The 22,961-nt window shown below is 42.4% G+C and carries 21 protein-coding genes and 1 tRNA gene; 1 reads left to right on the top strand and 21 read right to left on the bottom strand.

The features are described from left to right. Positions 1–34: 34 nt before the first annotated feature. The 18 genes from T344_RS0125340 to T344_RS0125250 form a co-directional block, all read right to left on the bottom strand. Positions 35–1,648 (bottom strand): hypothetical protein, encoded by a 1,614-nt coding sequence (locus T344_RS0125340; protein ID WP_027631032.1) that lies wholly within the window; start codon positions 1,646–1,648, stop codon positions 35–37. Then, positions 1,641–2,729, bottom strand: coding sequence for a Wadjet anti-phage system protein JetD domain-containing protein (locus tag T344_RS0125335; RefSeq protein WP_027631031.1), 1,089 nt, complete (start codon positions 2,727–2,729; stop codon positions 1,641–1,643). Before T344_RS0125335 ends, T344_RS0125340 begins: the two co-directional genes overlap by 8 nt. A gap of 585 nt (positions 2,730–3,314) precedes the next feature. Continuing rightward, positions 3,315–3,390, bottom strand: a tRNA-Ala gene (locus T344_RS0125325). A 217-nt stretch (positions 3,391–3,607) separates the two neighbouring features. After that, the gene (locus T344_RS0125320) at positions 3,608–4,159 is read right to left on the bottom strand and encodes a prolyl-tRNA synthetase associated domain-containing protein (RefSeq protein WP_027631030.1); all 552 of its coding nucleotides are present in this window, start codon (positions 4,157–4,159) and stop codon (positions 3,608–3,610) included. Between the two features lie 33 nt (positions 4,160–4,192). Next, positions 4,193–4,831 (bottom strand): thiamine diphosphokinase, encoded by a 639-nt coding sequence (locus T344_RS0125315; protein ID WP_242842145.1) that lies wholly within the window; start codon positions 4,829–4,831, stop codon positions 4,193–4,195. Positions 4,832–4,884: 53 nt separating this feature from the next. Next, positions 4,885–5,553: a ribulose-phosphate 3-epimerase gene (gene rpe, locus T344_RS0125310; protein WP_027631028.1), complete on the bottom strand. Its 669-nt coding sequence runs from the start codon at positions 5,551–5,553 to the stop codon at positions 4,885–4,887. After that, positions 5,550–6,467 (bottom strand): ribosome small subunit-dependent GTPase A, encoded by a 918-nt coding sequence (rsgA, locus tag T344_RS0125305; protein ID WP_027631027.1) that lies wholly within the window; start codon positions 6,465–6,467, stop codon positions 5,550–5,552. The genes rpe and rsgA overlap by 4 nt, the downstream gene beginning before the upstream one ends. An 81-nt stretch (positions 6,468–6,548) precedes the next feature. Next, positions 6,549–8,357: a Stk1 family PASTA domain-containing Ser/Thr kinase gene (pknB, locus tag T344_RS0125300; RefSeq protein WP_027631026.1), complete on the bottom strand. Its 1,809-nt coding sequence runs from the start codon at positions 8,355–8,357 to the stop codon at positions 6,549–6,551. A gap of 13 nt (positions 8,358–8,370) precedes the next feature. Beyond that, a complete protein-coding gene (locus T344_RS0125295; RefSeq protein ID WP_242842144.1) occupies positions 8,371–9,105 on the bottom strand; it encodes a Stp1/IreP family PP2C-type Ser/Thr phosphatase in 735 nt (244 codons plus the stop codon). Between the two features lie 30 nt (positions 9,106–9,135). Then, the gene (gene rlmN / locus T344_RS0125290) at positions 9,136–10,170 is read right to left on the bottom strand and encodes a dual-specificity RNA methyltransferase RlmN (RefSeq protein ID WP_027631024.1); all 1,035 of its coding nucleotides are present in this window, start codon (positions 10,168–10,170) and stop codon (positions 9,136–9,138) included. 196 nt (positions 10,171–10,366) lie between these two features. Continuing rightward, positions 10,367–11,719, bottom strand: a complete 1,353-nt coding sequence (gene rsmB / locus T344_RS0125285; protein WP_027631023.1) for a 16S rRNA (cytosine(967)-C(5))-methyltransferase RsmB — start codon at positions 11,717–11,719, stop codon at positions 10,367–10,369. A 51-nt stretch (positions 11,720–11,770) separates the two neighbouring features. Beyond that, entirely contained in the window at positions 11,771–12,469 is a 699-nt protein-coding gene (locus tag T344_RS0125280) for a zinc metallopeptidase (protein ID WP_027631022.1), read from the bottom strand. A 62-nt stretch (positions 12,470–12,531) separates the two neighbouring features. Beyond that, positions 12,532–13,284 carry a DUF116 domain-containing protein gene (locus T344_RS0125275; protein ID WP_242842147.1) on the bottom strand — a complete coding sequence of 251 codons (753 nt, stop codon included), beginning with the start codon at positions 13,282–13,284 and terminating at the stop codon, positions 12,532–12,534. Continuing rightward, positions 13,265–14,203: a methionyl-tRNA formyltransferase gene (gene fmt / locus T344_RS0125270; protein ID WP_027631020.1), complete on the bottom strand. Its 939-nt coding sequence runs from the start codon at positions 14,201–14,203 to the stop codon at positions 13,265–13,267. Before fmt ends, T344_RS0125275 begins: the two co-directional genes overlap by 20 nt. A gap of 15 nt (positions 14,204–14,218) precedes the next feature. Beyond that, positions 14,219–14,695 (bottom strand): peptide deformylase, encoded by a 477-nt coding sequence (gene def / locus T344_RS0125265; protein WP_027631019.1) that lies wholly within the window; start codon positions 14,693–14,695, stop codon positions 14,219–14,221. Between the two features lie 142 nt (positions 14,696–14,837). Further along, the gene (priA, locus tag T344_RS0125260) at positions 14,838–17,309 is read right to left on the bottom strand and encodes a primosomal protein N' (protein WP_027631018.1); all 2,472 of its coding nucleotides are present in this window, start codon (positions 17,307–17,309) and stop codon (positions 14,838–14,840) included. A gap of 89 nt (positions 17,310–17,398) precedes the next feature. After that, a complete protein-coding gene (locus T344_RS0125255; protein WP_242842143.1) occupies positions 17,399–17,929 on the bottom strand; it encodes a Gx transporter family protein in 531 nt (176 codons plus the stop codon). Between the two features lie 2 nt (positions 17,930–17,931). Further along, complete coding sequence (locus T344_RS0125250; RefSeq protein WP_027631016.1) at positions 17,932–18,345, bottom strand: NusG domain II-containing protein; 414 nt, start codon at positions 18,343–18,345, stop codon at positions 17,932–17,934. Positions 18,346–18,551: 206 nt separating this feature from the next. Here T344_RS0125250 and T344_RS0125245 point away from each other — a divergent pair, with 206 nt between their 5' ends. Then, positions 18,552–20,306, top strand: a complete 1,755-nt coding sequence (locus tag T344_RS0125245; RefSeq protein ID WP_027631015.1) for an NAD(P)/FAD-dependent oxidoreductase — start codon at positions 18,552–18,554, stop codon at positions 20,304–20,306. Between the two features lie 66 nt (positions 20,307–20,372). On the opposite strand, the gene T344_RS0125240 is transcribed toward T344_RS0125245, so the two are convergent. From T344_RS0125240 to T344_RS0125230, 3 genes are all read right to left on the bottom strand, one after another. Next, positions 20,373–21,080, bottom strand: coding sequence for a single-stranded DNA-binding protein (locus T344_RS0125240; RefSeq protein ID WP_027631014.1), 708 nt, complete (start codon positions 21,078–21,080; stop codon positions 20,373–20,375). Positions 21,081–21,554: 474 nt separating this feature from the next. After that, positions 21,555–22,202 carry an urea amidolyase associated protein UAAP2 gene (locus T344_RS0125235; RefSeq protein ID WP_027631013.1) on the bottom strand — a complete coding sequence of 216 codons (648 nt, stop codon included), beginning with the start codon at positions 22,200–22,202 and terminating at the stop codon, positions 21,555–21,557. A 27-nt stretch (positions 22,203–22,229) separates the two neighbouring features. Then, positions 22,230–22,949 (bottom strand): urea amidolyase associated protein UAAP1, encoded by a 720-nt coding sequence (locus T344_RS0125230; protein WP_027631012.1) that lies wholly within the window; start codon positions 22,947–22,949, stop codon positions 22,230–22,232. Between the last annotated feature and the right edge of the window lie 12 nt (positions 22,950–22,961).

Genomic DNA, 22,961 nt, shown 5'->3' with positions numbered 1-22,961 from the left:
TTTCCCATTTTAAGGCGACTATTTTATTGTTTAATCATGCTTTAAATATCATATTTGTAATCTTAAGGCCAGGCAAAAGTTCAACATCCTCATCAGGATAACTGGTCACGGTTATCCTGTTTATCCTGCCTTCTGCCTTTACTTTGTACATTGCCCTGGTAAAAATCTCCTCAATCGTTTTCATGTCATCATCAGTTTTCGGAAACACATCCGATAGGCTGATAGTCCTTACATGCCGGCCAATATCCTTATTCCTGTTCAACTCAATGACAAAGCTTATGAAGTCACCATTATAAACAGAGGCTTCCGAATTTTTCTTAACCAGCAGACTGCAGAAATGCTTCAAATCCAGCTCCTTATATACGATCAAAGCTTCAAGTAGTCTTGCGGCATAAAATATAAAATTATCCTTAACCCTCACCCGGGTTATATCATCTACTGTAGCCCTGTCAGAATCCTTTTCTTCATCAGTTGCTGCGTTATTCTCCTGCCTGCTTTTTACTACACTCTGGGGCTCTAATATTCTTAACAAATTAAAGCTTTTTCTAATATTAGGGCTGATCAGGGGCTCAAAAATATATTTCAGCAGCTCAGGATTTTCATTGTGGGAAACCAGTCTTTCAAATTCCCTCTGAAAGTTGAATTTCTCGGTAAATATGGCTTTTCTCCTTAAACCCAGCACATTGTCATATTCCCTTGTAAAGCTGACAGCTTCCTTAAGAAGCTCAGTATGCAGGGTTTGGGCTCTGCCGATTTCCTTTTCGATAATTTTAATCAGGGTAAAGGACCGTAGCTCCTTGTCGGATGCTTTTCCGTCATTGATCCTGTCAATATATTCTCCGAAAGCACTCTGAACATTATTTATGGCCACATTAAAAAGCTCTGATTCCTCCTGAAATTGCTGCACGATGCTCCTGTGATAAGCCATATACTCTTCTCCGGAATCCATCTCCCCGTACATCAGGGTTTCCAGCAGAGTATACTTTTTGTCCTTCTTTTTTTGCACCTCCATATTTAACCGTCTGACGGTTTCATAGGCAAAGCTGAAAGCCCCCTTTTCCATCTGTTTTTGGAAAAGCAGCAGATTGATCGTGATTTTCGTTTCCTCCGGAAATTCCTTGGTTTTGAGATAAAAATCCACACCCTGTTCAGTAATGAAATACTGAAGGCTTCCGTTCTCCGTCTGCTTTATTTCAATAAATTTTATGTATTTTTCTCTAAAAGCCTGCCCTTTGAAACTAAAGGTGTTCTGGACAAAATTGCGGCCGCCGTTCTGAAGCCCGTCCAGAAGTTCAAAGGCGAGATCCCTGGATATTTCCGGCTCAGGCTCTGAAATATAGATTCTCTTCAAGGCTTTGGACACAAATGCTTCAACATTGTCAAAAGTAAGCCCTCTGTGCTTCAGTTTGCCCTCATAAATCAGGTATGCAAGCACCAGAAAGCACAATTCCGGAATCAGCTCAATATACCTCTGATCAGTTTTACGCTTTCTGAGGAGCTCCATTATGGGATAAAATATTTTGATCTGATCCATTCTCATGTCAATTTCGTCTGTAAAGTCTTCTATAAGAGTTATTTCAGGGTCTTTTCTAGCAGTATTTTCTCGAATAATTTCCCGTGCAAGTACATCATCCCTATCTTCAATCATGGTTATATCTGAACCTTTCTTTCATACCGGCAGAGGACAAAGCCTCCTGGGGTATATATAAACCGCCGTTTATAAGCCTCCGTATCTTTACCGCCACATTTATATCAAACCCGTTTACAAATTGCAGGATATTATCATCACTGACCCTTTGCTGTCTGGGAGTTTTAGCCGGGCCCTTTTTCAGTCCTGTTTCCAGAACTGCCTCATAGCCTTTGTAAAAAGGAATAATATTGTATTTCTGAAATTTCGACTTAAGATCACAGTAGATATTTATTCCCTCGGCATCCAGGTCTCCAAAGTAGTGAATCGTGTCCTCACCGGGATTAATCTCATATTCATCAATATATTTAAAGCTGCTGATTATTTTTTTGCCCTCTCCATAAATAAGCATGTCGGGCTTAACTACAGCAGGCGAATCCATAACACTCCTTTTGAAGGACCAGAAGGTATCCTTGTTTTCTATTATATAAATATTGCGTACTTGTTTTAAATAAAAATCCTTCTTCTGAAAGCTGAAAAATGGCTCCACAGTTTCAATACACCCAAGCTGTTCATAGTTCAGGCCCAGCCTCTTTAAAACAACCCCCCCACGGCTTCTGTCCTTTTCGTCGCCCTTAAAGAATTTTTCATCTCCAAAGAGCTCATATGCCCGTTCATTAACCGTAACCACGCTGCCCTCTTTCTTTTTTATGTAATTTAAGATTATATCAATTATATCCTTATCCTTCAAATAATCATTGGAGTTTTTCAGATAGTAGTCAAGAACCGCAGGAAGTGTTATATTTCTAATAATCTCTGAAATGAGCTGATTATCCTTCTTTTCATTCTGCTTATTTATTTTGTATTTGTCGTGGAGACCTTTATGATTTGTCTTATTTCCGACTGAAGATATACTGTTAGCATAAACCAGAGCATTAATACTGCTTAAAAAGGCGGCTTGTCCCTCAGGGCTTTGAAGAAAAACAGGCATGTCGGGATTGATGCTTTCAACAGCAGAAAACAAGTTCCTCAAGGGTACAAATTTATTCTTTGAATCATTAATTACTTTTTGCAAAACTATAAATATTTCCTGTTCAAGCATAGCTATCCTTCATTAAACTCACTTTTCATTTATTTGCAGCAATCTATGAAAACTCCCTTATCTGTATTGCCATAAGCTGCACTCCGGTTTGTGTCGCTTTTTACTGTATATTCTTTATTATACATAAGAATGACCGAGAAAACTATAAATTAATGTGATTTTTTACCATTGCATCCTGGCCCTTTGGTTTCTTATCAAAAGCAGGTAAAAAAAGGAGGAGAAATTTTAAATTCAATTGAGCAAGCAAGAATAATTGATAAAAACAAAAATAATCAGAAGCTGTTTGTCGACCTTTCCGCAAATAAGCTCCTTGATCAAATCATAAGCTGAAGCGATTACCCGTAAATATGCAAGGATGTCTTTTCTAAATATTATATTAACTACAGTCTAAGATTCGATATTCAAGTCTCGGAACAGGGACACCGAAATCAACACTTTATTAAAGAAAAGATAAAAATAAAAGTGTACCAATAAGTGAAAAGATAAATGCCAGTGCTTCGCCTGCAAAAATTCATCAAGTGTCCGTCTTCTCATTCATATAATAGTAAACCGCAAGGCTGAAAGCCTTGCGGTTTAAAGGTTTTTTGGTGGAGATGAGGGGGATCGAACCCCTTACCTCTTGAATGCCATTCAAGCGCTCTCCCAGGTGAGCTACACCCCCATATATTAGAAAACCTCTTATTCATGCGGTTTTCCGTTTTTTTACAACTTCCAGGTTTCTTTTTTCTGAGGAATTGCACATGGGATAGCTTTCACTCCCAACTGCGCTAATGCCCCAAGCATTTTTACTTTTAATATAGTACCATGATTCAGGCTCTCATGCAATATGTTTATTCAATAAATAAAATAATTTTAATCAAATTATGCTTTTGCCCGGCTTACAGTTCCACATATGAAGGTGAATGTCCGGTATACGCCAGAAACTTCGTAAGCAGATCGTTTGTTTTGATTTTAAGGCTGCTGGTATTGACACATGGGTGGCAGCCAAAATATTCCGATTTCAGAATATCCCTGTCTATCAGCAAGCCCACCTTCTTTTCCACGTCGTTCATAAGGCCTAGTATGCTGACAGAACCAGGTGTTATGTTCAAATACCTTTCCATATGCTCCGCAGGGGCAAAGGAAAGCCTTGTCGAGCCTATCTGCCTTGAAACAGCCTTAGTATCAAACTTCTTATCCCCCGGCATTACCAGCAGATAAAATCGGGTTCGGGCAGAATTGCAAAGAAACAGGTTTTTGCAGATTTCTATTTCCAGCAGCTTCTCAACCTCGTGGCAATCATCTATGGAATTGGTCTCCTTGTGATCCAGCCGGAAGTATTCGATTCCCAGCTTGTCAAGGAGATCATATGTGCCTGTCTCCTTTTGAAGCCTGCCGGTGCAATCGGGTTTACCCGTATATATGGTTGTATCTGTTACTATATTTGACATTTTGATTGCTTTCCTTAATCACATTTGCATCATTCAGTCCCGGGATAAGCAGACCAGCAGAGTGCCGCTGCCAATGGTCACACCGGCAATATCCTCATAAAACTCATTGCTGACCCCCCAGGAGGTTCCCAGATGCATGGTGGCATTGTTCAAAGGGTATTTCAAGCCTTTTGTTGTTACCCCTGTCACCTCTTCGGTAACAGGAATGAGTGACAGCTTGTATCCCTCTACCCTCGGCATCGAAAAGGTTTTGTCAAACATATATATCCGGTTGTGTTCATCTGCTATACAGGCCTTGACATTTTGGTCCAGCAGTTTTTTTAACAGAAAAATATTTGCCATGGAGTGATCAACCCTGCTCCCCATGGCTCCAATAAATATTATCTCGTCGGCCCCTTTTTCCACTGCTCTTTCAATTGCCAGCTCCGAATCGGTCATATCCTTTTCAACAGGAAACTGCTCGGCTTTTATGCCACGGGTCTGAAAGTATTCGATATCTTCTTTATTTGCAGAATCAAAGTCTCCCAGAAGAACATCCGGTATTATACCCAGCTTCCGCAGGTGCCCTGCACCTCCGTCTACAGAAATGATATAACCGGCATTTTCGAAAAAAGGTCTTATAACATTATAGTCCTTAACAGAACCATTACATACAATAACAGCTTTCATCATTCACCAATTAATTTTTATTTTACATAATATATATCCTGAATACAGCGGTAGCACTAAACAAGATTTCTGTTAAAGGCATTCAGCCTTAACTGTTTGATGGCCTCTCCCACATCCGGCTTTTGGTACACGGCCGAACCTGCCACTATAACATTGGCCCCCGCCCTTGTTACCAGCCCGATAGTACTTGTGTCTATACCGCCATCTACTTCAATATCAATATTTACAGTGCTTCTAAGCACCAAATTCTTCAATTCTTCAATTTTTCTTGTTGCTGTCTTTATATAGGACTGTCCTCCAAAGCCGGGATTAACCGTCATTAAAAGGACCATATCCAGTTCCGGCAATATATAATCCAGCACCGACAGGGAAGTTGCAGGATTTAATGCAACCCCGGCCTTTTTTCCGAAGCTTTTGATCAGCTGGATGGTTCTATTGAGGTGCAGACTGGCTTCGGCATGTACCGTAATGATGTCAGCTCCTGCTTCTGCAAATTTCTCTATGTATTTGTCGGGATCTGATATCATTAAATGCACATCAAAGGGCTTGTCTGTAGTTTTCCTCAAATGCTTGACTACATCAGGTCCTATAGTTATATTTGGAACAAAATGTCCATCCATTACATCAATATGAATTAAATCAGCACCGTTAATATCAGCTTTTTGTATTTCCTCACCAAGGCGGGAAAAATCCGCTGCTAAAATCGAAGGGGCAATCTTTATCACTTTATCACTCTCCTGGCTTCTGTCTTTTTTGATTTGTATTGTGGTATGTCTTTTAGTGTTTTGTATAATTGTATATATCTCTGAAACCGGTTATTATCCATTTCACCGCGTTCAAGTGCTTCGCGTACGGGACAGTCAGGTTCTGTAATATGGCTGCAGGAAGTAAACCTGCAGGTATTTAAATATTTTCTGAATTCAGGATAATAATTCTGAAGTTCATTATACTGCACGTCGGTTATCTCATAGGAGCTGAAGCCCGGTGTATCGGCAACATAACCTCCGTATTTAAGCTCCATGATTTCGGCATGCCTTGTGGTGTGTTTTCCCCGCTCGATCTTTTGGCTTACACTGCCTGTTTCCATTACCCAGGATTCCATAATATGATTGAGAATTGTTGACTTTCCAACACCCGACTGACCGGCAAATACACTCATATGGTCCTTCAGTTCTTCTTTTAGCTGCCTGTAGCCTATATTCCTTACCGAGCTTATTTCAATACAATTATAGCCTGCCAGGGAATATGCATCCTTGATAAGCTTTGCATTTCCATCATCAATATCGATCTTGTTTATACAAATGAGGATATTTAAGTTTTTCTTTTCAGCTGTTATAAGCAACTTGTCCAGCAGCATAAAATCGGGGCTTGGTGCCTTAACCGCCACAACTATAACCAATTGGTCAACATTGGCTACAGCAGGACGCATTAATTCCGACGAACGTTTTTGAATTTCATCAATATTGCCTAATTTCTCCTGGTCATCAAGCACACTGAAGCCCACCCGGTCACCGGGGAGCGGTATTATGGAATCCTTCCTGAATACCCCTCTTGGCTTGCATTCATAAACGTCCCCGTTAATGTCGTCCTTTACGTAGTAAAAACCACCAATTCCTTTTAGAATCACTCCTGCTGGCAATAAGTTACCTCCTGTTTCCCCATATCCCTGTTAGTCCGTTAGCTAGTCATTATTTAGTTCGTCAGTTCATTAGTTAATGCACTAGTTAGTTACATTGGTTCCATTGTTATTTTGATTGTTTGTCTGAACATCAGACTGTGTGGAATCAGCCGGATCTTTTGTCTCGGTTCCGTCTCCCGACGTGTCGGTCGGAAGAGTCGGTTCCTGGGATGTATCTGTAGCCGGAGCCTGTTCCACGGTCAGCCAGATGGTGACCGATTCGCCCTCTTCAACCTCGGTATAGGCTTCAGGCAATTGTTTGTTGACTATACCCTTTCCGCCGGCAGGAATTATATTTCCAAGCTGCAGTTTATTATCGGCCAGTGCCTTTTGTGCTTCAAGTTCAGTTTTTCCAACTAGATTCGGCACCTTTATCCTCTGGGTTTTTGCACCCTTGCTCACATATATGGTGACTTCGGTGCCTTCCTCAACTTCTTCACCGGCTGCAGGCTCTGTTCTTATTACATAATCGGCTGCAACATCCTCGTTGAATTCCCTTTCAATCTTGTATTTGAGGTTATTCGCCTCTATTTCGCTCTGTGCTTCTCTATATTCCCGGTCTTTTACCTCGGGAACCTTGGACATTTTGGGACCGCTGCTTACGGTCAGCTCCAGGGAAGTATAATTTCCGCTTTTATAATCCGTTCCGGGGGGAATGCTTTGATCTATGATAATTCCTTTTGCCACAGTCTCACTTACTTTCATAGTCGGGGTTATCTTAAAGCCCTTTTCCTCAAGTTCGATTTTAACTGCTTCGTATTCTCTTCCTACATAGTTATCCATCTTGTATGTGGGTTGAATTGTTTTACTGAATAAACTGATTACCATGAAAATAGCCAGAGCAATCACAAGTATGCTTGTAATACCAGCAATCCAGTATGCAACATAATTTTTCTTTTTTTCTTTTTTAGCGTCGTTATTTTTATTATATTCATTATTTCTGGATTCGTTTGCAGTTCTGGGTGAATTAACAGGTTTCATACGGATGGTGGACTGGCCGTTGAAATTTTCCACGCCCACAAAGCCGCCCTGGGGCTGTACCAGGACTCTGTTCAGGTCATTGATCATTGAAGTTGCCGATTGGTATCTGAGATTTTGTTCCTTTTGAATTGCTTTCATGATTATTTCATTCACACCATATGGCAGGCTGGGTACATGTTTGTGCGGCTCCACAGGCACTTCCTGGATATGCTTCAGTGCCACAGAAACGGGAGTATCACCGTCAAAGGGAACCTTCCCTGTTACCATTTCATACAGCGCTATTCCAAGTGAATACAGGTCGGACTTTTCATCAATGAATCCTCCCCTGGCCTGTTCGGGAGAAAAATAATGCACCGAACCTATTGTGCTTCCAACCATGGTTATTGTTGAAGAAGTAACAGCCCTGGCTATACCGAAATCGGTCACTTTTGCTATACCGTCTTTTGTCAGCAAAATATTATGGGGCTTGATATCCCTATGTACAATATTATTTTTGTGCGCATGTTCAATGGCAGAGCAGATCTGAATGGTTATTTTCACCGCATCCTGCCAATTAATAGCCCCATGCTTGTTGATGAATTCCTTTAAAGTCATCCCGTCGACATATTCCATAACTATATAGTGAATATCATCCTGGTGTCCTACGTCGTAAATGGAAACAACATTGGGATGTGACAGGCTCGCTACCGCCTGGGCCTCCACCTTGAAGCGCTTGACAAATTCTTCATCATTAGTGAATTCAGAACGTAATATTTTAATAGCGACAAATCTGTTCAGCAGATTGCACTTTGCCTTATATACGACTGCCATTCCGCCGCCGCCGATTTTTTCCAGTAACAGGTATCTATTTCCTAATACTTGACCTTCCATATTTCACCTCTACTTATATTTTACCAACTATTACGGTTGTATTGTCTTCCCCACCGTTATTATTTGCTTTTTGAATTAAAGTATCACAAGCATCCTGCGGTTCTTCATTATTTTTTATTATATCCAGTATTTCTTCCTCTGTAAGCATATTTGTCAGACCATCGGTGCAAAGGAGAATTATATCATTATCTTTTAAATCTATTTCGTATGTATCAACCTGCAAACCGAGTTCATAGCCTACAGCACGTGTTATAAGGTTTCTCTTTGGATGATTCACCGCTTCATCCCTGGTGATGGAACCATTTTTGACAAGCTCTTCAATAAAGGAATGATCCCAGGTCACCTTTTCAATGGAGTTTTCTCTGATAATATATACACGGCTGTCACCAACATGACCGATATAAAGCTTTCTGTTTTTCAGCACGGTAATTATAAGCGTCGTGCCCATACCCTGGGTAGCTTCATCCAAAAGTGAAAAATTATAGATCTCATCATTTACTTTTACAATAATATCACTTAGCATTTCAGAAATATTTTCTTTCTCCCAGTCTGCCTTAAGCAATAAATTGCATACTGAATCCACAGCCTGTTTGCTGGCTACCTCCCCGCATTTATGCCCGCCCATTCCGTCTGCAATGACGAAACAGGCCGGTATTCCCGGATATCCAACCAGAACATTGCAATTGTCCTCATTCAATTGTCTCTTTAGCCCTCTGTCTGTTCTAATGCCATACTTCAAAAAAATCACTCCTGAACCAAACACCAAAATACCAAAAGCCTAATCTGCATTACTGTCTAGTCTGTTCTTTCTCAGCTGACCGCAGGCAGCATCGATATCGCTGCCCAACTCTCTCCTAACAGTAGTTTCAATTCCTCTTGATTCCATAATGTTTTTAAATTTATCTATCTGAACCCGTGAGCTTTTTTTATAACCGTTCCCCTGAACGGTATTTACAGGAATCAAATTTACATGACACAGCATTCCCTTTAGTAAACCTGCAAGTTCTCTTGCATCCTGCTCCGAGTCGTTTTCTCCCGAAATCATTGCATATTCAAATGTTATCCTTCTTTTAGTGCTCTCAGTATATATCTTACATGCTGAGAGCAATTTGTCAATAGAATAGGCCTTGTTTACAGGCATCATAGCCGACCGCTTGTCATCCCTTGCACTGTGAAGTGAAACAGACAGGGTAACCGGCAGATTTTCTCGGGCCAGCTGAAGTATCCGCGGTACTATCCCGCAGGTGGAAAGAGAAATATTTCTCAGTCCGATCATCAAACCGTCGGGATGATTTACAATTCTTAAAAATCTGACCACATTATCATAATTGTCCAGCGGCTCTCCAATGCCCATTAATACTATATGCCCTATTCTTTTTCCCGAGTCCTCCTGCATTGTCATAACCTGATCCAGCATTTCCCCCGGAGTCAGATTTCTTGAAAAATTCGCCCCCGTCGAGGCACAGAAGGTGCAGCCCATTCTGCAGCCCGCCTGTGAGGATATACATGCGGTAAAACCATGCTTGTATTCCATAAGCACACTTTCAATTATATTCCCGTCCTCCAGTTCAAACAAGTATTTTGCAGTAGAATCTATTTTTGACTGGAGCTTGTTTACCTGCCTGAGCCTGCTTATTTGAGCAACCCGGCTTAATTCCTGCCGCAGCTGCTTTGAAAGGTTTGTCATATCATCCACGGATTTTATGCCGCTGTTGACCCATTTAAATATCTGTTTGGCTCTGAATTTCTGCTGACCCATTTCTGAAAGAAGCTGTTCCAGTTCCTCCAGAGTCATGTCCATTAAATTTCTCATATGATTCCCTAATACTCTCTATAATATTGATTAAAATTGATTTTTTAAAAGCTTTTCTGTTTATGAACAATGACATCTACTATTTTATACCATTTATTCAATAAAATGCATCTCTTTTTTTACTTTTTTTCATTATATCGAAGCAAAACAGCTTTAACTCCGGCTCTTATATTAAGATACTCGGGATTACTGCCTGCTAATCACTGATTTTCACCAGCTTGCTTATAAAAAAACCATCTGTCTGGTTAACATTTGGATACAGCTGCATATACCCTTCCTTTGCCGTCCCTGCCTTTAGCTTTTCGGGCAGCAAATCCTCAAAGTCCGCAAGCTTGAAGTCCTTGTTTTCCGAAAGAAAAGCCATAACATTGTCAAGATTTTCCTCGGGCTGTATGGTACAGGTGCTGTAAACCAGGTATCCTCCCGACTTTACATAATTTGAGGCATTCTTGAGCACCTGCCTCTGAAGCTCTATTATTTCCTTTTGACCGGCAAGATTTTTTGAATACTTGATATCAGGTTTCTTTCTGATTATTCCCAGACCTGTACAGGGGGCATCCACCAAAACCCTGTCCGCCCTGCCCGCAAGACTTTCATCACACTTTGCAGCGTCAAACAGTTCGGTCTTTATTGTATGTATGCCCAACCTGGCGGCGTTGCTTTCCACAAGCTTCAGCTTATGGGGATGGATATCCCGTGCAAGCACGGTGCCTTTGTCGTTCATAATCTGAGCAAGGTGTGTTGCCTTGCCGCCTGGAGCACTGCACACATCGACGGCCAGCTGGCCTTCCGCCGGCTCCAGTACCACCGACGACAGCATCGAGCTTTCATCCTGAACGGTAAAACATCCATTCCGGAAGGCTTCAAGTCTGGCAATGGAGGACGGATTTTCCAGGATCACCGCATCCTCCAGGTAATTCCCCTCCCGCGCTTCACAGCCCTCGGCCTTAAGTGCTTCCATCAAAGCCCTGCGGTTTGTTTTAAGCGTATTGACCCTTACACTGAAGCCGGGCACTTCATTATTGCTCTTCAGCAGGCTTTCGGTAAATCCGGCTCCAAACAGCTGCAGCCATCTGGAAACCAATTCCTCCGGGTGTGAATACACAATACTCAAATAGCGGATCATATCCTTCTTTTCAGGGTATGGCATGTTGTCCCTGCTTCTCGCTACATTTCTCAGGACCCCATTGACAAAGCGGCTTGAAGCCTGATGTCCGTATCGCTTGGCCAGTTCCACACTGGTATTGCAGGCCGCCGATGCCGGTATCCTGTCGGTGTGAAGCAGCTGGTATATTCCCAGCCTTAATATATTTCTGATCCAGGGTGACAGCTTCTTCAGCCTGACACTGGAAAATTTACCGATTATATAATCTATCTCTATAAGCCACTTGACCGTCCCATAAGCCAGCTCTGTTGCAAAGGCCCTGTCGATATCCCTCAGTTCCCCGGCCTCAAGAAACTTATTGACCGAGATATTTGAATATGCCGAATTCTCACTGATATCATACAAAATTTTCAGGGCATTCTCTCTTGCAATATCTATTGCCATATTTTCTCCCGTTTTCTCCTGTCTTCTTCTGTGTTCTTCCGTTTTATTTTCCTAATCCCTGTTTCTGCGGTTTCCAGCCAGCAGCAGCAGTCTCAAAAAGTTCGCTATTGCCACAAGAGCCGACGCCACATACGTTAAAGCTGCGGCATTTAAAACTTTCTTTGCCGACTGCAGTTCATCCTTCATTAAAATATTATGTCTGTCCAGGCTTTCTATGGCCCTGCTGCTGGCATTGAACTCCACCGGCAGGGTTATCAGGTAGAAAAGTATTGCAGCTGCAAACAGCAGCAGGCCTATATTGATCAGCACAGACCAGCTCAGGATCAATCCCAGGATAGCCAGAGTAGGGCCGGCCTGGGAGCCTATATTTGCAACCGGCACCAACGAGCTTCTCAAAGCCAGGGGACCGTATTTTACACTGTGCTGTATGGCATGGCCGGTTTCATGAGCCGCAACACCCACAGCCGCCACGGATACGCTTGAATACGTGGAATCGGACAGGCGAAGCTCCTTTTTGCGCGGGTCATAGTGATCTGTCAGTTCCCCTTTGACTCTGGTAACCTGAACATCATATATGCCGTTTGACTGCAGCAGATATCTTGCCACCTCGGCCCCCGTCATATTTTTCGAATTGCCTATTTCACGGTATTTATTAAAGGTTGTCCTTACACGGAACGATGCTATCATTGATATTATCAGTGCCGGAACAACCAAAACCAGATAATATTGATCCATATAGAGAAATCCCATATTAACCTCCATGAGCCACATTTGTGGCCACAAAATGTAATGAAAATTTTGCATAATCCATTTTAAGTCAACTGCTCCACCCGCTCCTTAATTGCGGCAAAATCCACATCGGTATTGAAACATGGACCATTTGGCTGTTTATTGGTAATCCCTATGACCGGAATCACTTTAACATCCGATATCCCGCTCATCAGATCCCTTTCGCAGGCAACCGATATAATGAGTTTTGGATTGTTTTGCCTGATTATTTTCCGCGCCACAGTTCCACCCGTTGCTATAAATATACCTATATTCCTTTCCGAAGCATAGTCCAGCAGCTGGCCTATTTTACATTTTCCGCACCTCCGGCAGACCTGGGGATTACTGGTCACCTTCAAGCCGCATTCACTGTTTTGAAGACAGTGGGGCAAAAGCAGCATAACATCCTCGGGCCTGTATTTCTTATTATCAGATTCTACAACGATATTATTCAACTCTATATAAAATAGTCTTATACTCTTTTTTAACGTTTGGTTTGCCCTGGCAAATAGAAGTGCCAGCGGCAGCATTATCTGCATACCGGCTTTTGTAAGCATTAACATGACCGGACAGGCTTTTTTGTTTCTGTAGGTGGAGACAATTGCAAGACTCACAAGTAATAACAAAAGCAAGCTCAGGCCCATAGCTGCTATAATAGACATTAAAATAATATTATAGGCCTTTAAGGTGGCATGGGCATAAGCGACACTGAAAACTGCCAGCAGTGAAATAAAAACAGTAAATATTATTGTTGATGTTCTTACAAATACTTTTATATTATTTTCCAAGGGTTTCACCTGTATTAATCTGATGGCCTCTAATGTAATCACGGACGCTCATCCTTTTTGAAGAGTCAAACTGAACCTCCCTGATCAATAGATTTTCATCAGAGCATTTTACCAAAATACCTTCATCATCCACTTTAAGGATTTCTCCGTTACTGCGGCTGCTATCTGCGGCTTCCGGCACAAGAGAGGTTTTCCATACTCTCATTCTTCCGCCCCCAATAAAGGTATATGCTCCGGGCCACGGATCGGTTCCCCTGACCAGGTTGTGTATTTCCCGGGCCGTTTTGTTCCAGTCTATCAAGCCCAGCTCCTTGCTCATCATAGGAGCATATGTGGAAGCATTATCTTCCTGAGGTATTCTTTCAAGGGTACCTTTCCTGAGCTCAACCAGGGTTTCCTTTAAAACCTCCGCTCCAAGCACAGCCATTTTATCATGCAATTCTCCTACAGTGGTGTCAGGTCCGATGACAAGCTCCTTTTTCAAGAGCATATCTCCGGTATCAAGCCCCACGTCGGTGAACATGGTTGTAATGCCTGTTTTGCTCTCTCCGTTTATAACTGCCCAATTAATGGGAGCAGCACCCCTGTAGGCAGGTAAAAGTGAGCCATGCACATTTATACAGCCGTGCACTGGTACGTCAAGCAGATCTTTTGAAAGAATCTTTCCGTAGGCGGCAGTTATGAGCAAGTCAGGTTTCAGAGCCCTGATCTGTTCAATGAATTCCCGGGTTTTTATTTTTTCGGGCTGTAAAACCTCTATACCGTGTTTTAATGCAAATTCCTTTACCGGAGGTGCCGTCATCCTGTTGCCCCTGCCTTTTGGCTTGTCAGGCTGCGTGACGGCTGCTGCAACGTCATAACCTTCGTTTACCAGCATTTCAAGACTTGGTACCGCAAAATCAGGAGTACCCATAAAAACTATCCTCAAATGAACCCCCCCCCCTTATTTCTGCATTTTTTCAATTTCTTCAGCGGTGAACATTTTATGAGCCTTGTCCTTGTACAAAATTCCGTCCAGATGATCCAGCTCATGGCAGATAGCTCTGGCAAAGAGTTCTTCGGTTTCAAGGATCACAGGTTCACCGTTTCTGTCGGTATAACTTACTTTTACATGCATGGGACGCACTACTTCACCGGAGGTACCCGGTACGCTCAGGCAGCCCTCTATTCCATCCTGTTCTCCGCTCTGTTCAAGAATTTCAGGATTTATCATTTCAAATAGGCCATTGCCTACGTCTATAACTACAATACGTTTGAGTATGCCGACCTGGGGAGCTGCAAGCCCGACTCCGTCGGCCTTATACATGGTGTCTGCCATATCGTCCAGCAAGGTTTCTATTTTCTTATCTATTACTTCAACCGGTCTGCTCTTTTTTCTGAGGACCTCGTCACCGTCTTTTCTGATTTCTCTGTATGCCATAATAACCTCCACCAATTTTATTATTTATTTTATTATTAAAATTAAAGGCTGTATATACTCCGATTATTTGCCGAAGTTTTGGTCATCTTACTATATATTATGTTTTATACCCAGGGTTTTACATAATTAACGTTTTACATAATTATAGCATATTGTAAGGATTTATATCCATGCTCATGGACATGTCCTCATCCTTGATTTTTTTCCATACCTTGTCAGACACCAGCGTTAACCGTTCAATAAGCTTCTCCCGGTCTCCGGCCTTTATTACAATTCTCCAGCGGTATTTTCCCGCCAGCTTCGGAATGGGGCATCTTGACGGCCCCAGTACCGTAAAGTCGGGCAATGCGTCTTCGGACAGTTCAGGCCCTATATCTTTTGCTGTTTCAAAAACCCTTCTGTCTTTCCTGCCGCTGAAGGTAATCACGGCAATATTGTTAAAGGGCGGATACCCCAGTCTCTCCCTGATCAGAATCTCCTGATTGTAAAAACCTGTGAAGTCCTGACGGCAGGCGGCCAGTATACTGTATTCATCAGTATTGTAGGTCTGTACAATAACCCTTCCGGCTTTTTCTCCCCTTCCGGCCCTGCCCGCAACCTGGGTCAGCAGCTGAAAGGTTCTCTCATTGGCTCTGAAATCCCCTGTATTCAGCATACTGTCGGCTGCCAGAACCCCAACCAGTGTCACATTGGGAAAATCATGCCCTTTGGCTATCATCTGGGTTCCCACCATAATGTTTATATTTTCATTTTTAAACCGGTTCAATATTTCTTCATGGGCATTCTTATAGCCCACCGTATCAATGTCCATTCTTATAACCGAGCTTTCGGGAAGTCTGTTCCTTATTTCGTCCTCGATCTTCTGGGTTCCGACGCCGAAGTGCCTTATATGCTTGCTCCCGCAGGAGGGGCACTGTGCCGGGTTCTTTACTGTGAAGCCGCAGTAATGGCAGATCAGGCGGTCGCTTTTTGCATGAAAGGTCAGCGCAATATTACACTCTGGACATTTCATAGTATATCCACAATTACGGCATATTACAAAAGTCGAAAAGCCTCTTCTGTTAAGGAACAATATGCTTTGCTGGCCGTTTGCGGCATTCTTTTTCAATTCCTCCTGGAGCAGGTAGCTGAAAGGTGTCTTGTTGCCGTTTTCCAGCTCCAGGCGCATGTCAACCATTATGACCTTTGGAAGCTCGGAGGTGTTGGGCCTGTTTTTCATTTCAACAAGGTCAATATCACCATTTTTTGCCCTGTAATATGTATCCACCGATGGTGTGGCCGAACCGTATACCAGCAGGGCATTATTTATGCTGCACCGCTCCCGTGCCACCTCCTTGGCATTGTATCTGGGCATTGCTTCCGACTTGTAGGAGCCCTCATGCTCCTCGTCAATAATAACAAGCCCCAAATGGGTTACAGGTGCAAAAACCGCCGAACGTGCACCCACAACAACGTCTACCTTTCCTTCATTTATAAGTCTCCACTGGTCGAACCTTTCCCCCAGGGAAAGCCTGCTGTGCATCACCGCAACCCGTTTTCCGAACCTTGAAACAAACCTCTCAACCATCTGAGGCGTCAGGGAGATTTCAGGCACCAGAAGAATTGCCCTCTTTCCCATATCAAAGCAGTGGGAAATCAGTTGTAGATAAACCTCCGTTTTTCCGCTTCCTGTTATTCCATGGATAAGGCTTTCCTTAAAAGTGCCGGTGTCCAGCTGTCCCATGAGCTTTTCCAGCGCCGCGGCCTGTTCGGCTGTGGGAGTCAGGTGTTCTGTCTTTTCATATTCCCTGTCCTTTATGGGATTTCTTTGAAGCTCTATGGTTTTATAACATATGTACCCGTATTTGCTGAGGGTGTCGAGAACTGAGGAGGTAACCCCTGCAAACCTTTGTATGTCTGCTACCGAAACCAGTTCATTATCCAGCAATATCTCCAGCACTCTAATATGCTGTATCCTCTTGACGGCATTATTCTCCAGCGCCTCAATTATTTCTTCACGGGTTCTGGCAAGGCTGACGCCTTTGACTGATTTGGCACTGACCTTTTGCTGATAGCATTCCTCCACCGTAACCGCACCGCACTCGCACAATTTTTGGATGCAGCCCTTAAAGCCTTTTATTTCACACATCCCCCGCAGTTCGTCATACTCACACTCACCACCGACACAGTTCAAATTTTCCACTATCCTGTTCAAGTCCTGTTTTTTAAAGGCCTTGAATTCTTTATCGGTCAATTTGACGGTTTTGACGGTTTTTACGTTGATTCCGGGGGGAAGCATGCATTTGATGACATCCGAATATGTACAGATATACTGCCGTTTCATCCACTCCAGCAGTTCAATGTTATCTCCCTTTATAAGTGAATAGGGTTCAAGTACCTGCTTGATAGGTTTATATTCAATATTTTTATTATCGCTTCTGAGGGAACCGGCATCAACGGGCTTTATCTCCAGGACAAAGCCCTCCTTGACCGTGCTGCCGCCTCCGAAGGGTACCAGGACCCTGCAGCCTGTGCATATTCTTCCGGACAGGCCGTCGGGTATTATATATGTATATTTCTTGTCGTATGCTCTTGTAGTGTTTAGTAAAACCACTGAGGCAGTCAATACCGTCATTTTTTTCACTCCGAAAATATTTTCAAGTCAAATCGTGATTTATTATATCATTTTATATATTAAATTAAACAAGCCTCAGTGTAAATCCTTTATATATATTCGATCAGGTTAAGTTTTTTTAGTGCTTTGATCATAAAAGTACCGCAAATGCCCATAAAACCTCCCGTCAGAATTCCTGAAACCAGAAGCACAGGCAGGTATGCGGCAACGGACAGATCACTCATTATAAAGCATGCAACTGCTATCTGTCCGGTATTATGGGCAACTGCTCCCGCAATGCTGATTCCCGTAAAGCTGAAGAATTTACGGACATACTTTAACATGATCCACATAACCGCCGCACTGAGTATCCCTCCGCAAATACTGAACATAAACATTACGGGGCCTCCCATAAATAATGAGGATATGACACTTCTAATAAGAATAATCAATACAGCATCTGAAAAGCTGAAGAATACCAGACTGACAATTGTAACAATACCGGCAAGGCCGGGCTTGATCCCCGGAACTCCGGCAGGAACAGGCAGCTGTGTCTCTATAACCGACAACAGAACAGCCTGGGCCGCCAACAAGGATAAATAAATTAATTTCTTTATATCGATGTTTCCTTTTAGATACATTTTCATCTTGCTGCACCGTCCAAAGACTTATCATTATTTCCAACTATTTTTATCAGAGTTCTGTTCGGAAGACAAACGGCTATTTGTCCAGGCTTGTCTATCCATCCCGTTTTTACGCAAAGCCTGTCGGGACAGTCGGCCGACATGAAACAGATTTTTTTCTGATCTGCAACGATAAATTCATCATACTGCCCTGAAACTTTTATTACTTCTCTTTTTTTCAGCTTTGTCAGGTTTATGCTTTTTATGACTTCATCATCCTGCTTTATAATTGCATAAACCTCCTCCTTACCGGGATTGCCTGCATTATTCCAGCTTGCCAGGCTGTCGGAATTGTTCCCGCCGCTGATTATGACCGACAGGCATATTCCAAATACAATCAACAGAACTAATATAACATCTCCCTTTTTCAACATAGGTATATCCACCGCTTTCTTTTTTGAAATAATCCTGTTCAATCCATATACCTGTGATTTTGTTTGAATACAATTCCACTAATTAATACATCCTATATATAAGTTCATTACATTGAGTAATTTTTCCCTTGAATTGCTATTTTTATAACTTTACCGGAAAAGACAGTTTGAAATAAAATCACTCCAGAAAGGCTGCTGATACTCTTATGTCGAGAAATATCATTATTGCCGGTGCGGGCTATGCAGGCATTGAAACCGCGCTGTACCTGCAAAAGAAAAAAAAGAAAGATGATGATATCAGAATAACCATAATAGATAAAAACTCATACCATACCCTGTTGACCGAGCTTCACGAGGTGGCGGGAAACAGGATTGCCGAAGACGGCGTCACAGTCCCCTTAAGGGACATCTTTCACTATACCGATGTTCACATAATAAAGGATGAAATAGTTGGTTTTGATTTCAAAAACAACACTGTAAGCTCTGAAGACAGGCAATATAAATATGACTATCTGGTGCTGGCCTTTGGCAGTGAACCAAACTATTACGGCATTCCGGGAATGAAGGAAAACTGTTTCCCCCTCTGGTCCTATAAGGATGCTATCGCAGTGAGGGAACAGATATATGACTGTTTTATAAGAGCCGCCCAGGAGGAGGACAAAGACAGGAGAAGTGCCCTCCTGACTTTCGTTGTGGGCGGCGGAGGCTTTACAGGGGTGGAAATGATCGGAGAGCTGGGCATGTGGGTTAGAAAGCTCTGCACCCAGTTCCACATTGACCGCAATGAGGTTCAGTTGTATTTAATTGAAGCATTGCCTAAAATACTGAATATACTTAAGGATAAAAATATAGACGCCTCCATGAGATACCTTACAGACAAACTGAAGGTCAACGTTTTGCTGGAGAGTGCCATAACAAAGCTGGAGCCTGACAGGGTGGAACTCAAGGACGGAAGGGTTATCAATACACGCACTCTTATCTGGACAGCCGGGATCAAAGCCTCTTCGCTGACCGACAGCATTGACCTTGAAAAGAACCGCACCTCCAGGCTGGTAGTCGATGAATACACAAGAACCACCCTGCAGAATGTTTATGCCATAGGCGATGTCAGCGCATTTACCTATGAGGATAAAGTACTTCCCCCTCTTGTAGAATCGGCAGTGCAGACCGGAAAAAATGCCGGAAAAAATATTCTGGCAGACATCAGAGACAAAGATAAAACCAGGCTGGAGCCAAAGCTCCACGGGGTAATGGTGTCAATAGGAAGCAATTTTGCCGTCAGCGAGATAATGGGTAAAATATTCCCCATATGGCTTTCAATAGTCATGAAATATATGGTTAACATTCATTATTTATTTGGAATCGGAGGCTTTGAGCTGGTATTCAAATATCTCAGCCATGAACTGCTGCACAAAAGGCACAGGCTCAATTTCCTGGAATATCACTACACCTTCAGGACACTTGCCTTCTGGCTGGTGCCCCTGCGGCTGTTTCTGGGGTATACCTGGTTCATGGAAGGCTACAATAAGATAAATGAGGGCTGGCTGGCAAAGCCCATGCTGGCCGGTCTGCCTGTTGACGCAGCCTCCAGTGCTTCGGTGACCGAGACGGGAGAAAAGGTGTTCAGTATAATTTCCTCCCATACTCCCGGCTGGTATGCCTGGATAGCAAACAGCCTGGTAATCCCCAATGCGCTGCTTTTTCAAGTAATGATCGTATTGGCTGAAATAGCTCTGGGACTTGCTTTTTTCTCAGGAACCTTCACTTTCCTGGCAGCGCTGGCGGCATTGGCCCTAAATGTGAACTTTCTGCTCTCCACCGGCTTGTATGAAACCAGTTGGTGGCTGATACCTGCTGAGATAGCCATGCTGGCAGGAGCCGGAAGAGCTTTCGGACTGGATGCCCACCTGATGCCCTTTCTGATGAAAGGCTGGAGATATCTTGTCAGACGGAGTTCATAACAAACACCTCAGTTGCTGTTCCAACTGAGGTGTTATTTTATGTACAATTCTTCAATTTTTATAATCCTACTGCTCATTTTCTTCCTGGATGTCTTTCACTTCTTCCTTATCGTGAACCTCTTCATTATGGATCTCTTCACTATGAGCCTCTTCGGATATTTCCATTTTTGAAACGGATACTTCATAGGCAGTCTTGGAAACAGTTTCACCGTTTTCAAGTTTCTTTTGGTATTCTCTGCTCTGAATTCTTCCCCAAATCTTGATATTGTCCCCGATGGCGAGATTCTGGGAATATCTTGCATTTCTCCCCCAGGCTATGCATGGGATATAATCCGACTTGTTGTAGGGCCTGTTTACAGCTACCAGGATATCGGTAATTTCTCTTCCAAACGGAGTCATCCTGTATATGGGATTTTTGCATATATATCCGTTTAAATATATCTGGTTTGGATTTTTGATCCGTTTTTCCTCATCTGTAAAAATCACTTCTCTGGCAAATACCGTCAGAACGAGCTTATTTGAATCACTTTTGTAACTGTTATAGGATCTGAACTGACCTTCTATTTCCAATGAAACACCAATTTGCAGTTTGTTCTTTGGCACAAGACGTTCTGAAAATGTAACAGATATTTTATCACTGCTGTCGCTTAGCCTGGGTACCTCTAAATAAAAAGAATAAAAGCCCTCACCATATACCTCGTGGCTATATTCAACCTCTGATACAACTTTTCCTGAAATGGTCACTACGTTGTTTTCTATTACATTCCCGACCATTTTCCCTCCACTCCTCTCTTTTGCTGTTGTGTCTCTCTTTTGATTTATCTAATGTAATATGTATTCTATTAGTTCGTGATTTAGAATATTTTTCTAACTTATTTTTTCAACTGTAACATTAATTAAGAAAATCACATCAAGATAAATAAGTTAAACTCACTTCCTTAAAGCAAATTACTCCATACTCCAATTATCATTCGCCGTATAGTCCAGATCTATTGCTAGTTAGAATGAAGGAACGCAGCTATGCCAAATTAATACAATCTTTTAATATTATATTACATAATTATTAAAATGGAAATCTTTTATTCTACAAAAAATTCAGTTATTTTATATTGCTATATAACAAAAAACGCAGCGGCATACTGAATGCCGCTGCGTTTTTTGTGGCCCGCTGCTTCCTCCGGGTTTCTTACAGCCAAAGAGTTGAAAAGCTGTTTTATTGATCATATATCACATAACACATAGAATTAATTAATCCCAGATTAATAATCTTACCGGAGTAGGATTATATGCATTACAGGGATTATTCAGCTGAGGACAATTGCTAATAAGTACCATGGTATGTTCCAGGGCTTTCACCTCCACATAATTGCCCGGTGCTGATATTCCGTCGTCAAATTTAAAACCTCCATCTTTTGTAACAGGAACATTCATAAAAAAGTTTATGTTGGGTGCCAGATCTCTTTTAGCAAGTCCTGCAGGTTTTTTAGCCAGCTGCAGCATGAAGCTGTCCCTGCAGTTGTGCATATAAATTTTTTCTCTTGCATATCTGACAGTATTGCTTTGGGATGAACAGGCACCTCCTATGGTATCATGTCTGCCGGTAAGGTCCGCAACAATCTCAAACAGAGGTTTTCCGGATTCTGCTCTCAATATGCTTCCGGTTGTCAGATAAATGTTCTCCTGGGCGGTGATTGTTGCAATTGCTCCGTAGTGATCTTCAGGATTCGTCATGTCATAAAAGGTGGTGTCAACTGCCTGATTTCCCTCCAGATCAATTATGCGGAAGATTTGTCCGGGCTTCAGTTCATGCATCCAGCCCTCTCCGGCCGGTAATGTATAATCATATATGGCATCTACAAGTTTCAATATGCTTTCTTTTCTTACAAATCCGTTCATTTTTCCCTCCTCCTTTTTGTACCATGTTCATAAACCCATCAGATTATAATAATCCCAGGTATTCTGAAAAGCACGGTAGTTTTCCGGCCTGAAATTGACACACTCATCCTGCAGATCAGCGGCCGGTGCATCATAAACCTCCAGCATAACAGATACGGATGGGTAGGTTTTTCTCTTATCAAGCGGATTTGGTGTATTTGACAGGATAATAATTATATCCATTTCCGTCCTGAGAGTAAAGGTTGAACCTTCCTTGCAATGACCTGTTTCATAATGCATGCTGCCATCGTACTCACAATAGACCTTTGAAAAGACATTGACACAAGGTACAAGATCCCGGGCTCCCATTCCGTTTCTAACCAGCTCAACCAAAAAGTTTTCTTCACCGCTTTTCAGCCATTCGTTTCTGCAGTTCTGGTAATTTGTCGATCCGTATCTTTCATCGGTGAGTCTACGGGAGGTATAACCGCACAGGGTATCATGCCAGCCAAGGCTGTCTTCAACTATGCTGGCCAGGACTCTTCCGTTATCGCTCATCAGAATATTTCCCTTTTTGAGATGAGCCGTATATTGTGCCTTCAGTGTATCGGGCATATTATAACGTTCCGAGGTATCCCTCATATTATACAAAAGCATTGAAACATTGGCATCAGGCCCAAGTGCTTTAAAGTGAATATACTTTCCTCTTCCTATATTGCCCGACCATTTTTCCCCGGGCAGCAGCTTCTTATTCCAAATCTGTTTCATATTGCCACCTCC

The sequence above is a fragment of the Ruminiclostridium cellobioparum DSM 1351 = ATCC 15832 genome, from assembly GCF_000621505.1.
In the GTDB taxonomy this organism is placed as follows: domain Bacteria; phylum Bacillota; class Clostridia; order Acetivibrionales; family DSM-1351; genus Ruminiclostridium; species Ruminiclostridium cellobioparum.
The sequence above is the reverse complement of the archived record's forward strand: the minus strand, read 5'-3'. Positions and strand labels throughout refer to the sequence as shown.

Excerpts from the sequence above, each read along its gene's own strand:
- pknB (WP_027631026.1), bottom strand. The coding sequence starts at position 8,357 with ATGGAAGGTCAAGTATTAGGAAATAGATACCTGTTACTGGAAAAAATC.
- T344_RS0125240 (WP_027631014.1), bottom strand. The coding sequence starts at position 21,080 with ATGGTCGGGAATGTAATAGAAAACAACGTAGTGACCATTTCAGGAAAA.
- T344_RS0125340 (WP_027631032.1), bottom strand. The coding sequence starts at position 1,648 with ATGATTGAAGATAGGGATGATGTACTTGCACGGGAAATTATTCGAGAA.
- T344_RS0125280 (WP_027631022.1), bottom strand. The coding sequence starts at position 12,469 with ATGGGATTTCTCTATATGGATCAATATTATCTGGTTTTGGTTGTTCCG.
- T344_RS0125320 (WP_027631030.1), bottom strand. The coding sequence starts at position 4,159 with ATGTCAAATATAGTAACAGATACAACCATATATACGGGTAAACCCGAT.
- T344_RS0125235 (WP_027631013.1), bottom strand. The coding sequence starts at position 22,202 with ATGAACGGATTTGTAAGAAAAGAAAGCATATTGAAACTTGTAGATGCC.
- T344_RS0125250 (WP_027631016.1), bottom strand. The coding sequence starts at position 18,345 with ATGTTGAAAAAGGGAGATGTTATATTAGTTCTGTTGATTGTATTTGGA.
- T344_RS0125315 (WP_242842145.1), bottom strand. The coding sequence starts at position 4,831 with ATGATGAAAGCTGTTATTGTATGTAATGGTTCTGTTAAGGACTATAAT.
- T344_RS0125230 (WP_027631012.1), bottom strand. The coding sequence starts at position 22,949 with ATGAAACAGATTTGGAATAAGAAGCTGCTGCCCGGGGAAAAATGGTCG.
- T344_RS0125245 (WP_027631015.1), top strand. The coding sequence starts at position 18,552 with ATGTCGAGAAATATCATTATTGCCGGTGCGGGCTATGCAGGCATTGAA.
- rsmB (WP_027631023.1), bottom strand. The coding sequence starts at position 11,719 with ATGGCAATAGATATTGCAAGAGAGAATGCCCTGAAAATTTTGTATGAT.
- def (WP_027631019.1), bottom strand. The coding sequence starts at position 14,695 with ATGGCATACAGAGAAATCAGAAAAGACGGTGACGAGGTCCTCAGAAAA.
- T344_RS0125255 (WP_242842143.1), bottom strand. The coding sequence starts at position 17,929 with ATGTATCTAAAAGGAAACATCGATATAAAGAAATTAATTTATTTATCC.
- priA (WP_027631018.1), bottom strand. The coding sequence starts at position 17,309 with ATGACGGTATTGACTGCCTCAGTGGTTTTACTAAACACTACAAGAGCA.
- T344_RS0125335 (WP_027631031.1), bottom strand. The coding sequence starts at position 2,729 with ATGCTTGAACAGGAAATATTTATAGTTTTGCAAAAAGTAATTAATGAT.
- rlmN (WP_027631024.1), bottom strand. The coding sequence starts at position 10,170 with ATGAGAAATTTAATGGACATGACTCTGGAGGAACTGGAACAGCTTCTT.